The 12931-nt window shown below is 42.1% G+C and carries 8 protein-coding genes; all 8 read right to left on the bottom strand.

All coding sequences use genetic code 11. The features are described from left to right. The 8 genes from rplC to rpoB all read right to left on the bottom strand — a co-directional run bounded on the left by rplC (position 1) and on the right by rpoB (position 12850). Entirely contained in the window at positions 1 to 618 is a 618-nt protein-coding gene (gene rplC, locus MJ612_RS13040; RefSeq protein ID WP_187031497.1) for a 50S ribosomal protein L3, read from the bottom strand. A 177-nt stretch (positions 619 to 795) separates the two neighbouring features. Further along, entirely contained in the window at positions 796 to 1101 is a 306-nt protein-coding gene (rpsJ, locus tag MJ612_RS13035) for a 30S ribosomal protein S10 (protein WP_007654312.1), read from the bottom strand. 11 nt (positions 1102 to 1112) lie between these two features. After that, positions 1113 to 3215 (bottom strand): elongation factor G, encoded by a 2103-nt coding sequence (fusA, locus tag MJ612_RS13030; protein ID WP_187031499.1) that lies wholly within the window; start codon positions 3213 to 3215, stop codon positions 1113 to 1115. Between the two features lie 2 nt (positions 3216 to 3217). Next, positions 3218 to 3685 carry a 30S ribosomal protein S7 gene (gene rpsG / locus MJ612_RS13025; protein WP_162346206.1) on the bottom strand — a complete coding sequence of 156 codons (468 nt, stop codon included), beginning with the start codon at positions 3683 to 3685 and terminating at the stop codon, positions 3218 to 3220. 18 nt (positions 3686 to 3703) lie between these two features. Continuing rightward, on the bottom strand, positions 3704 to 4117 hold the full coding sequence (gene rpsL, locus MJ612_RS13020; RefSeq protein ID WP_187031501.1) for a 30S ribosomal protein S12: 414 nt from the start codon (positions 4115 to 4117) through the stop codon (positions 3704 to 3706). Between the two features lie 104 nt (positions 4118 to 4221). Next, positions 4222 to 4539, bottom strand: coding sequence for a DUF3467 domain-containing protein (locus MJ612_RS13015; protein ID WP_187031503.1), 318 nt, complete (start codon positions 4537 to 4539; stop codon positions 4222 to 4224). A 5-nt stretch (positions 4540 to 4544) separates the two neighbouring features. Next, entirely contained in the window at positions 4545 to 8861 is a 4317-nt protein-coding gene (gene rpoC, locus MJ612_RS13010; RefSeq protein ID WP_187031505.1) for a DNA-directed RNA polymerase subunit beta', read from the bottom strand. Positions 8862 to 8971: 110 nt separating this feature from the next. Then, positions 8972 to 12850, bottom strand: a complete 3879-nt coding sequence (rpoB, locus tag MJ612_RS13005) for a DNA-directed RNA polymerase subunit beta (RefSeq protein WP_187031508.1) — start codon at positions 12848 to 12850, stop codon at positions 8972 to 8974. Positions 12851 to 12931 lie beyond the last annotated feature (81 nt).

The raw sequence follows: 12931 nt of genomic DNA, 5'->3' as shown, positions 1-12931 counted from the left end.
TTATTTCTCAATTAAAACGTAAGAGTTTTTGGCACCTGGTACAGAGCCACTAACTACTAATAGATTTCTATCAGCGATTACACGCATGATTGTCAGGTTTTGGATTGTAACTCTGTTACCACCTGTTCTACCTGCCATTCGCATTCCTTTGAATACTCTTGATGGCCAAGAACAAGCACCAATTGAACCTGGGTGTCTAGCTCTGTTATGCTGACCGTGCGTCTGACCACCAACACCAGCAAATCCGTGACGTTTAACAACGCCTTGGAAACCTTTACCTTTTGATGTTCCTACTACATCAACAAATTCCCCTTCAATGAAAAGGGAAGCATCAACTACATCTCCTGCGTTCAATGATGCACCTTCTGCTTCAAATTCTGCAACTTTTTTCTTAGGAGCCGTATTAGTTTTCTTGTAGTGACCGGCTTCAGCCTTAGTTACTCTTTTTAACTTCTTGTCACCGAAGCCAAGCTGTACTGCAGCATAGCCATCGTTTTCTACCGTCTTCACCTGAGTAACAACACACGGTCCTGCTTGAATAAGCGTTACTGGTATGTTTTTACCATCTGGTGTGAAGAGGCTTGTCATTCCGATTTTTTTACCGATAATTCCAGGCATTCAACTTGTTTTTTTAGATGGATATAATAATATTACCCTTCAGCGCTTGCTAAGGGAGTGCAAAGTTAAGAAAATTTAATCTTCCTTTACAACTCTTCTGTAAAATATTCTTAATCAGTCTATAAAAAAAGAGAACCATATTCCTATGGTTCTCTTTTTTATGGTTGTGTTAGCTTATCAAACTTTGATCTCTACATCAACACCACTTGGTAATTCAAGTTTCATTAATGCATCAACCGTTTTAGAGCTAGTAGAATAGATATCAACTAAGCGCTTGTAAGTACACAGCTGAAACTGCTCACGTGACTTCTTGTTTACGTGTGGTGATCTTAGAACTGTGAACTTATCCTTTTCTGTTGGAAGTGGAATTGGACCGCTTACAATAGCGCCAGTAGCTTTAACTGCTTTTACGATCTTCTCAGATGACTTATCAACTAGATTATGATCGTAAGATTTTAATTTAATTCTTATTTTCTGGTTCATTATTTTAACTACTATTTAGCTGCTGTTCCTTTTATTTTAGCAATGATGCCATCTGCTAAGTTCTGCGGTACTTGCTCATAATGAGCGAAAGTAAGAGAAGCAGTAGCTCTACCTGAAGTGATTGTACGAAGGTCAGTAACATATCCGAATAGTTCTGATAAAGGAACATCTGCTTTCACTACAGTTGATGTACCTTTTGTATCCATACCTTTCATGATACCTCTTCTTCTGTTCAAGTCACCTGTTACTGGTCCAGTGTATTCATCTGGTGTAACAACATCAACTGCCATGATTGGCTCAAGAAGTTTTGGTGCACATTGCTTACCTGCTTCTTTGAAACCTTGACGAGCTGCCAATTCAAATGATAAAGAATCAGAGTCAACATCGTGGAATGAACCATGGAACAGACGAACTTTCATTGAATCGATAGGGAAGCCCGCAAGAATACCGTTCTTCATTGCTTCTTCGAAGCCTTTCTGTACAGCTGGAATAAATTCTCTTGGAATCACACCACCTACGATTGCGTTTTCAAATTCCAGGCCTTGCTTACCATCTTCACGTGGTCCCATTGTGAACACGATATCGGCAAACTTACCACGACCACCCGACTGCTTCTTGAACACTTCTCTATGCTCAACTGTCTTAGTGATTGTTTCTTTGTAAGCTACCTGTGGTGCACCCTGGTTCAGTTCAACCTTGAATTCACGCTTCATACGATCGATGATGATCTCCAGGTGAAGCTCACCCATACCTCTTAGGATAGTCTGACCAGTTTCCTCATCAGTATTTACCTGTAAAGTTGGATCTTCTTCAACAAGTTTAGCGATTGCCATACCCATCTTATCAGAGTCCGCCTGAGTTTTAGGCTCAATTGCATATCCAATAACTGGTTCAGGGAACTCCATAGACTCCAGTACTATCTTACTGTTCTGATCGCATAGTGTATCTCCTGTTTTGATATCTTTGAAACCAACTACAGCCGCAATGTCACCTGCTTCCAGTCTTTCGATCTGGTTCTGCTTGTTTGCGTGCATTTGGAAAATACGTGAGATACGTTCTTTGTTATTTGAACGAGTGTTAAACACATAAGAACCTGACTCGAGCACACCTGAATACGCTCGAACGAAGCACAGACGTCCCACATAAGGGTCAGTTGCGATTTTGAAAGCCAAACCTGCAAATGGTTCACTTGCCGATGGTTTTCTTGCTACTTCTGCGTCTGTATCTGGATTTGTACCAATAATGCTTTCTTTATCTACTGGTGATGGAAGTAATGCCATCACGTAGTCAAGCATTGTCTGTACACCTTTGTTTTTGAAAGATGATCCGCAAAGCATTGGCACAATTGCCATGTCTATAGTTGCAGCACGAAGAGCAGCAATAATTTCGTCTTCAGTAATTGAGTTTGGATCTTCAAAATATTTCTCCATTAAAGACTCATCATACTCAGCTACAGCTTCCAGAAGCTTCTCTCTGTACTCTTCTGCTTCCTCTATCATATCATCCGGAATAGGAACCTCTGTAAAGGTCATACCTTTATCTGATTCATTCCAAACAATACCTCTGAAGTTTACAAGGTCTACTACACCTTTAAAGTTATCTTCAGAACCGATTGGTAACTGTAATGCTACAGCATTGCTACCCAGCATTTCTTTCACCTGCTTACATACAGCAAGGAAATCAGCACCTGAACGGTCCATTTTATTTACAAAACCTAAACGAGCAACTTTATAGTTGTCCGCAAGGCGCCAGTTAGTTTCTGACTGAGGCTCTACACCATCAACAGCAGAGAAAAGGAACACCAGACCATCTAGTACGCGAAGTGAACGATTCACTTCTACTGTAAAGTCAACGTGACCTGGAGTATCAATAATGTTGATATGGTAATCATTGCCTCTGTATGGCCAGTTTACTGTTACTGCAGCAGACGTAATTGTAATACCACGCTCCTGCTCCTGCTCCATCCAGTCAGTAGTTGCACCACCTTCGTGAACCTCACCTATTTTGTGTGATTTACCTGTATAATAAAGTATACGTTCAGTAGTAGTGGTTTTACCAGCATCAATGTGCGCAGCAATACCAATATTTCGTGTGTATTTTAAGTCTCTTGCCATTACTAGAATCTAAAGTGTGAGAATGCTTTGTTTGCTTCTGCCATTCTGTGCGTATCGTCTTTTTTCTTAACGGCAGCACCTTCACCTTTAGCAGCTGCAATAATTTCACCTGCTAATTTATCCTTCATTGTCTTCTCACCTCTCTTACGTGAGTAGGAAATCATCCATTTGATTCCTAGAGATACTCTGCGGTCCGGACGAACCTCAGTCGGCACTTGGAAAGTAGCTCCTCCTACACGACGGCTTTTAACTTCTACGCTAGGCATGATGTTGTTCAATGCCTTCTTCCAAGTTTCAAGACCGTTTTCTTTTGTTCTTTGCTCTACTAGATCTACAGCATCATAGAAGATACCATAAGCAACACTTTTCTTGCCATCTACCATAAGGTAGTTTACAAAACGTGTTACTAATGTTTCTTTATATTTTGGATCTGGAAGGAGAATTCTACTCTTCGGCTTTGCTTTTCTCATTGTATTATACTGTATTTATTATTTCTTTTTACCTTTTCCGGCAGCTGCTGGCGCTTGTCCTGGCTTTGGTCTCTTAGCTCCGTACTTAGAACGTGACTGAAGACGGCCACTAACACCTGCAGTATCAAGTGCACCACGAACGATGTGGTAACGAACACCTGGAAGGTCTTTTACTCTACCACCTCTGATAAGCACAATTGAGTGCTCCTGAAGGTTGTGACCTTCACCAGGGATATAGGCGTTAACCTCTTTACCGTTTGTTAATCTTACCCTTGCAACTTTACGCATTGCAGAGTTTGGTTTCTTAGGAGTTGTAGTATATACTCTTGTACACACTCCACGACGCTGTGGGCATGAATCTAAGGCTGGAGATTTTGACTTTGATGTCAGTTTTTCTCTGCCTTTTCTTACTAATTGCTGTATAGTAGGCATTTACAATCTGTTAATTATAGATTTTTCCACTTTAAATTTTGGACTGCAAAGGTATAAAAATCACTTTGCAATTTCAAAATTTTAATTATTTAATTATTAGCATCTTATGCTTCGCCAACAGTACCTCCGAAGTTCATTGGAAATGATGGCGTTTCATTTGCCTGCTTTATATCCCCAAAGCTTTGTTCGTATTTTTTGATGTTATCTGCCAGAGCAGCTAATAATCTCTTAGCATGCTCTGGTGTGATAACAACTCTTGATTTGACTTTCGCTTTTGGCAAACCTGGCATCAGACGGATAAAATCTATTACAAACTCACTGCTCGAATGCGCAATCATAGCAAGGTTAGCATACTGCCCTTCTGCTATTTCTTCCGATAGCTCGATGTTAATCTGATTTTGATTCTGCTGTTCTTCCGCCATTTTTATTATTTATTCTGAAGTGCCTGCTGTCTTGATTTAGCTGATGCCTTTTTAGACTCTGTTAAAGATTCGTATTCTTCCTGGCTTCCAACAATCAGTTTCTGGTACTCTTTTAATCCAGTACCAGCTGGTATTAGATGTCCGACAATTACGTTCTCTTTCAAGCCTAACAGTTCATCTGCCTTACCTTTGATTGCTGCTTCGCTAAGTACTTTCGTAGTTTCCTGGAACGAAGCTGCCGATATAAAGCTCTGAGTACCCAATGAAGCCTGTGTTATACCTTGTAACGTTGGACGAGAAACAGCAGGTGAAGCATCACGAACTGTCACTAGTCTTAAGTCACGGCGTTTCAAGCTAGAGTTCTCATCACGCAGACGACGAGCAGTTACAATCTGACCTGGTTTCAGGTTAGCAGAATCTCCTGCTTCTTCCACCACTTTCATATCGATAATGCGGTCGTTCTCTTCCATGAAGTTGATTTTATCAACAACCTGGTGCTCCAAGAAGCTTGTATCACCTGGATCGATGATCACTACTTTCTGCATCATTTGGCGAACTACTACTTCAATGTGCTTATCATTGATCTTCACACCCTGCAGACGGTATACTTCCTGAATCTCATTTACCAGGTACTCTTGTACAGCACCAGGTCCTTGTATATTCAGAATATCTGTTGGCGTAATTGCACCATCTGATAATGGCATACCTGCACGAACGAAGTCATTATCCTGAACCAGAATGTGCTTAGAAAGTGGAACCATGTATTTCTTCTTCACGCCATCTTTCGATTCAATGAAGATTTCACGGTTACCACGCTTCACGCTACCATACGTAACTACACCATCAATTTCAGACACTACTGCCGGGTTAGATGGGTTACGTGCTTCGAACAATTCTGTAACTCGTGGAAGACCACCTGTAATATCTCTTGTTTTACCGATTGCGCGAGGAATCTTAACAAGTATCTGCCCTGCTTTGATTTTCTCACCATCTTCTACCACAATGTGTGCACCTACCGGAATGTTATAACCTTTTGGCTCACCATTCTTAGGATTTACAATTATAGCTGGGTTCTGTGTCTTATCTTTTGTATCGATAATCACTTTCTCACGGTAACCAGTCTGTTCATCAGACTCTTCACGGTAAGTGATACCTTCAATAATTGATTCGTAGGTTACTGTACCATCGAATTCTGAAAGTATAACTGCATTGTATGGATCCCAGCTACAGATGTTGTCACCTTTTTCAATGATCTGACCATCTGTTACTGTCAGGAATGAACCGTAAGGCACGTGGTTGGAAATAAACAGTTTTCCTGTGTTTGGATCAACTATCTTCACTTCACCCGAACGTCCCATTACTACTTTCACTGGCTCACCCTCGTTGTTGATCGTGTCGATTGTACGCACATCTTCATATTCGATTTTACCAGCAAACTTTGCTTTTATAGTTGCTTCTACCGCAATGTTAGATGCCGTACCACCAACGTGGAACGTACGAAGTGTCAGCTGTGTACCAGGCTCACCAATTGATTGTGCTGCAATAACACCAACTGCCTCACCTTTCTGCACCATAAATCCTGTTGCCAGGTTACGGCCGTAGCACTTAGCGCAAATACCACGCTTAGACTCACAAGTAAGTACTGAACGGATCTCTACTGCTTCAATCGCTGTGTTCTCAATGTCACGGGCTATATCTTCCGTAATTTCAGAACCAGACTCAACTATAAGCTCATTTGTAATTGGGTCATATACATCGTGTACAGTTACACGACCAAGTATACGCTCTGACAGAGACTCCACGATATCTTCATTATCTTTCAGCGCACTTACTTCCAGACCACGTAGTGTACCGCAATCTTCTTCGTTCACAATTACGTCCTGAGATACGTCTACCAGACGACGAGTCAGGTAACCAGCATCCGCAGTTTTAAGCGCTGTATCGGCAAGACCTTTACGAGCACCGTGTGTAGAGATGAAGTACTCGATTACATCCAGACCTTCCTTAAAGTTAGATAAGATTGGGTTCTCGATAATCTCACCTACTGAACCTTGCAATGATTTCTGAGGCTTAGCCATCAGACCACGCATACCACCTAACTGACGGATCTGCTCTCTTGAACCACGGGCACCAGAGTGCATCATCATGAAGATTGAGTTGAAGCCCTGATCCTCATTTTCCAGACGGCGCATCAGCGTTTCAGTAATCTGATTGTTGATACGTGTCCAAATATCAATTACCTGGTTGTAACGCTCGTTATCAGTGATCAGACCCATTGAGTAGTTCTGCCATACAGCATCTACATCTTTCTTAGCCTGCTCTACCAGTACCTCTTTCTCTGCCGGGATATTGATATCACCAAGACCCATTGACAGACCACCTTTATAAGCAGACTGGAATCCAAGTGTTTTGATATCATCCAGGAAGTGAGCCGTACGAGCCATACCTGTTTCTTTGAACACACGAGATATAACCTGCTGAAGCTTTTTCTTGGTCAACAGTTCATCAATGTATCCAACTTCCTCAGGAACAAACTGGTTGAATAATACACGACCAGCTACGGTTTCTGTTAATCTGTTTTCGATCTCACCTTTTTCGTTCTTCACGTTTACACGCACTTTAATATGTGCATGCTTAGAAAGGCGACCTTCGTTTATAGCAATAATAACTTCTTCAGGAGAATAGAAGCTCATGCCTTCTCCTTTGATAGTTTCTGTTTCTGTGCTACGCTTACCTTTAGTTACATAATATAAACCAAGAACCATGTCCTGAGATGGTACTGCAATTGGAGCACCGTTAGCAGGGTTCAGGATGTTATGTGAAGCAAGCATCAACATTGAGGCTTCCAGGATTGCAGCAGGTCCCAGTGGAACGTGCACCGCCATCTGGTCACCGTCAAAGTCGGCGTTGAACGCAGTACACACAAGTGGGTGTAACTGGATTGCCTTACCTTCGATCAGTTTTGGCTGGAATGCCTGTATACCTAATCTGTGTAGTGTAGGAGCACGGTTAAGGAGTACCGGGTGCCCTTTCAGCACATTCTCCAGGATATCCCAAACTACAGGGTCCTTACGGTCTACTATTTTCTTAGCTGACTTTACAGTCTTAACTATACCTCTTTCGATCAGCTTGCGGATAATGAACGGCTTGAAGAGTTCAGCTGCCATATTCTTAGGCAGACCGCACTCATGCAGCTTCAGTTCAGGACCAACCACAATTACCGAACGGCCAGAGTAGTCAACACGCTTACCAAGTAAGTTCTGACGGAAACGTCCCTGCTTACCTTTCAGCATATCAGAGAGCGACTTCAGCGCACGGTTACCTTCTGCACGAACAGCGTTCACTTTACGTGAGTTGTCGAACAGCGAATCTACCGCTTCTTGCAGCATACGCTTCTCGTTACGAAGTATAACTTCAGGAGCTTTGATCTCGATCAGACGCTTCAGACGGTTGTTACGGATGATAACTCGACGATATAAGTCATTCAAATCCGAAGTCGCAAAACGTCCACCATCCAACGGAACAAGCGGACGAAGCTCTGGCGGAATAACAGGCACCATGCGGATGATCATCCACTCTGGTCTGTTTTCTATTCTTGTTGCAGCATCACGGAATGCTTCTACAACACGAAGACGCTTTAACGCCTCAGCTTTACGCTGCTGTGAAGTCTCGTGAGCGGCAGCGTGACGAAGCTCGTATGATAAATCATCCAGGTTCGTACGCTCCAATAGCATCTGTAATGCTTCAGCACCCATTTTCGCGATGAACTTGTTTGGATCGTTGTTATCCAATATCTGATTCTCGCGTGGAAGCTTATCTACCATATCCAGGTATTCATCTTCTGTTAAGAAGTCCAGTGTATTTACACCGTCTTCTGCCAGAATACCCGGCTGGATTACTACATATCTTTCGTAGTAGATAATCTGGTCAAGCTTCTTTGTTGGTAAGCCTAACAGATAACCTATTTTGTTAGGAAGAGATTTAAAGTACCAGATATGTGCTACAGGAACTACCAGTTCGATGTGGCCCATGCGCTCACGACGCACTTTTTTCTCAGTCACCTCTACACCGCAACGGTCGCAGATGATGCCTTTGTATCTGATTCTTTTATACTTTCCGCAGTGGCATTCCCAGTCTTTAACAGGTCCGAATATTCTTTCGCAGAATAAACCACCCATCTCAGGCTTATAGGTTCTATAATTTATGGTCTCAGGCTTAACTACCTCTCCGTTGGAACGTTCCAGAATCGACTCTGGAGAAGCCAAGCTTATCGTTACTTTAGAGAAGTCCTGAGTTAGCTTTTTGGTTTTTGCAAATGCCATATTATTCTAATAATGTCGATACAACTAATTTGCTTTACAGCTGATCTGTAAAAGTATAAAGTATAAGCTAAGCGCTACGGATTGCTCCGTAGCGCTTAGCTTATACTTTACTATTCCAGTGTGATCTCTAGAGCTAGGCCTCTTAACTCATGAATCAATACATTGAATGATTCAGGGATATTTGGCTTCGGCAATACATCACCTTTTACAATCGCTTCATAAGCTTTTGCACGGCCGATCACGTCGTCAGACTTCACTGTTAATATTTCCTGCAGTACGTTAGAAGCACCAAATGCTTCCAGTGCCCACACCTCCATCTCACCGAAACGCTGACCACCAAACTGGGCTTTACCACCCAAAGGCTGTTGCGTAATCAATGAGTATGGTCCGATTGAACGTGCGTGCATCTTATCATCCACTAAGTGACCTAGTTTCAGCATGTAGATTACACCAACTGTTACTGGCTGATCAAATCTATCTCCAGACAGACCATCATACAGGTACGTTCTACCAAAACGAGGAACACCTGCCTCAGCCAGTTCTGCAGACACCTGCTCTTCAGAAGCACCGTCGAAGATAGGAGTCGCATATTTACGACCTAATCTTAAACCAGCCCATCCAAGTACAGTTTCATAGATCTGGCCAATGTTCATCCTTGAAGGTACACCAAGAGGGTTAAGCACGATGTCCATCGGAGTACCATCTTCCAAGAATGGCATATCTTCATCGCGTACGATACGGGCAACTATACCTTTGTTACCGTGACGACCGGCCATCTTATCACCCACTTTCAGCTTACGCTTCTTCGCGATGTATACTTTAGCTAATTGCACGATACCTGCTGGCAACTCATCTCCTACTTCCAGTGTGAATCTTTCACGCTTAAAATGTGCAGAGATAATATTGCGACGCTTCGTATAGTTCTTCACCAACTCCACAAGCATGTTGTTGGTTTTCTCGTCACTTGTCCAGTTCTCAAGGATCAGGTCCTTGAACATGTTCACTTCTTCCGGAACGGCATAGTTGCTCTCATCCTTGTAAGGGTTCTTCTCAGGGAAGAGGGCTTCTATGATATTCTTTCTGCTGAACTTAGCACCTTTCGTCAGGATCTCATCACCGAACTTATGCTTGATGCCCTGAGTAGTTTTACCTTCCAGTAGTTCTACCAGTTTATCAACCATTATATTCTTAATAGCGATAAGGTCTTTTGAATATTTAACTTTAAGTTCTTCTACTTCTTTCTTAGATTTTGCTCTAAGGTTTTTATCCTTCTTAGGACGAGAGAATAACTTAGTTTCGATAACAACACCATTTAATGATGGCGGTGCCTTAAGCGAAGCATCCTTCACATCGCCAGCTTTATCACCGAAGATGGCACGAAGTAGTTTCTCCTCAGGAGTAGGATCGGTTTCACCTTTAGGAGTGATCTTACCTATCAGGATATCTCCTTCTTTAACTTCAGCACCTATTCTGATGATACCATTCTCATCAAGGTTACGAACCGCTTCTTCGCTAACATTTGGAATCTCAGAAGTTAATTCTTCCTCACCACGTTTTGTTTCACGAACCTCCAGCTCAAACTCTTCAATGTGAATCGAAGTAAATACGTCATCACGTACTACTTTTTCAGAGATAACGATAGCATCCTCGAAGTTATAACCCTGCCATGGCATGAACGCAACCTGTAAGTTACGCCCCAGAGCAAGCTCTCCATCGTTCGTAGCATAACCTTCGCAAAGCGGCTGACCTTTAGTTACACGCTGACCAGTTCTCACTAAAGGAGTCAGGTTTATGCATGTATCCTGGTTCGTTCTGCGGAATTTGATCAATTTATAGGTTACATACTCTGCATCAAATGCAACTAATTTCTCTTCATCAGTAAGATCGTATTTAACAACAATCTTAGTTGAGTCAACGAAATCGATTACACCATTGCCTTCAGCTATAACCAGTGCTCTTGAGTCAATAGCTGCTCTGCCTTCCAGACCTGTACCAACTATAGGTGCCTGTGGTTTAAGAAGCGGAACTGCCTGACGTTGCATGTTCGAACCCATCAGGGCACGGTTAGCATCGTCATGCTCCAAGAAAGGAATCATGGAAGCCGCTACAGATACAATCTGGTTTGGTGCAATATCCATGTAAGTATAAGTTGATGGCTCTTCTACTGGGAAGTCACCTTCAAATCTACCTTTTACTCTATCATTGATGAAGTTACCTTTCTCATCGATCACAGCATTAGCCTGTGCAATGTGGTGTGTATCTTCTTCTTCAGCTGTTAAATATTCTACTTCACCAGCCACATTCACTACACCATCTACTACCTTACGATAAGGTGTTTCGATAAAGCCCATGTGGTTTACGCGTGCATGCACACACAGAGAAGATATCAGACCAATGTTTGGTCCTTCCGGTGTCTCGATAGTACATAGACGACCATAGTGTGTATAGTGAACGTCACGTACCTCGAAACCAGCACGCTCTCTTGAAAGACCACCTGGCCCCAGTGCAGATACACGACGTTTGTGCGTCACTTCTGCCAGTGGGTTAGTCTGGTCCATGAACTGAGAAAGCTGGTTTGTTCCGAAAAACGAGTTGATCACAGAAGATAGCGTTCTTGCGTTGATCAGGTCTACTGGCTTAAAGTCTTCATTGTCGCGTACGTTCATACGCTCTTTGATAGTACGAGCCATACGAGCCAGACCTACGCCAAACTGTGCATAAAGCTGCTCACCTACTGTTCTTACACGTCTGTTGCTCAAGTGGTCAATATCATCCACTACAGCTCTAGAGTTAATTAAGCCAATCAGGTATTTAACGATCAGAACAATATCATCATTCGTTAATACTTTAGCTTCCCAGTTCGTGTCTTTACCTAGTTTCTTGTTAATTCTATAACGACCAACTTCACCTAAGTCATATCGCTTATCAGAGAAGAACAGCTTTTGAATAATATCACGAGCTGTCTCTTCGTCTGGTGCTTCTGTATTTCTTAGCTGACGATAGATTTGCTCAACTGCTTCTTTCTCTGAGTTAGAGTTATCTTTCTGTAGTGTATTATAGATGATCGCATAATCAGCTATGTTTACATTCTCTCTGTGTAAGATGATTGATTTTACACCTGAGTCAAGTATAACATCTATATCATCCTGAGAAATTTCAGAATCACGCTCTAATAATACTTCATTACGATCAATAGATACTACTTCTCCAGTATCTTCGTCTACGAAGTCTTCGGTCCAAGTCTTAAGAACACGTGCAGCTAACTTACGACCAACTGAATTTTTCAGGTTAGCCTTATTTGCTGGTATCTCTTCTGATAAACCGAACAAGTCAAGTATATCCTTATCAGTACCGTAACCAATTGCACGTAGAAGTGTGGTAACAGGGAATTTTTTCTTACGGTCTATATAAGCATACATTACGTTGTTAACGTCTGTAGCAAACTCTACCCAAGAACCTTTGAAAGGGATAATTCTTGCTGAATATAATTTAGTACCATTTGTGTGCTTGCTTTGAGCAAAGAACACACCTGGTGATCTGTGTAACTGAGATACAATAACACGTTCAGCCCCATTGATAACAAAGGAGCCTTTCTCAGTCATATATGGTATGTTACCTAGGAAAACTTCCTGTTCAATTGTCTCAAAGTCTTCGTTGTCTTCATCATTACAGATCAGACGCAGTTTAGCTTTAAGCGGAACAGAATATGTTAATCCTCTGTCGATACTTTCATCTACAGAATATTTTGGTGGATCTACGTGATAGTCAATGAACTCCAGAACGAAGTTCTCACGTGAATCGGAGATTGGAAAGTTCTCTGCGAAAACTTTGAACAATCCTTCCTGTGCTCTATTTTCAGCTGCTGTTTCAAGCTGAAAGAAGTCACGGAACGACTGCAACTGAACATCCAAGAAGTCAGGGTAGTCGATTACCGGAGTGATAGAGGCAAAATTTATACGCTCTGTCGTTTTATTCTTAGCCAAAGCCATGGAAATTTAACGTTTACAATAAGTTCCGAGCCCCCAAGACTACGCTTAGCCTTGGGCAAAAAAAGGATTCAATTTTGAATC

This window comes from Pontibacter deserti, assembly GCF_023630255.1.
Taxonomy (GTDB): domain Bacteria; phylum Bacteroidota; class Bacteroidia; order Cytophagales; family Hymenobacteraceae; genus Pontibacter; species Pontibacter deserti.
The sequence above is the reverse complement of the archived record's forward strand: the minus strand, read 5'-3'. Positions and strand labels throughout refer to the sequence as shown.